Origin of the sequence: Neisseria sp. SLRRB23, from assembly GCF_050896295.1 — a bacterium.
Lineage (GTDB): Bacteria > Pseudomonadota > Gammaproteobacteria > Burkholderiales > Neisseriaceae > Neisseria.
This window is the reverse complement of record NZ_JBPBFH010000124.1, coordinates 1-395: the sequence shown is the minus strand read 5'-3', so window position 1 is coordinate 395 and position 395 is coordinate 1. Positions and strand designations below refer to the sequence as shown.

The following is a 395-nucleotide window of genomic DNA, read 5'->3' as shown; positions in this document are numbered from 1 at the left end:
CGAGTCTCGGGGGCGCGGAGATGTGTATAAGAGACAGATATGGCACTTGGGATCAGAATAACGAAAAGCACACGGGCGCTTATGGCGATAGCTGGTTAAACGACAAGTGGTTTAAAAACCGTGTTTTGGGCAATACTCGATCCCGATTTGGACTTGTGGAAAACCGCCAAACCGTTTTTGGTAAAATGGATGAACGGGCAGGTCGGTCCCAAAGCCCTTTGGCGCAACCTCAAAAACGAAGCCCCAGACTGGGCGCAAATCATCCGTTCCGGTCTGGATTTGGAAATGATGCGTCCGGAAGGATTGGCTGCAAACATCGGCTTGAAAGAGCAAGGTTATTACCTGAGCGAGATCTGTCTCTTATACACATCTCCGAGCCCACGAGACTCGACGTC

At 50.6% G+C, this 395-nt stretch carries 1 protein-coding gene; it reads left to right on the top strand.

Going from position 1 to position 395, the window contains the following annotated elements:
- Positions 1-120: 120 nt before the first annotated feature.
- Positions 121-395, top strand: a 275-nt coding sequence (locus ACRPFF_RS11415) for a hypothetical protein (protein WP_432674674.1), incomplete at its 3' end; no start/stop codon positions are given.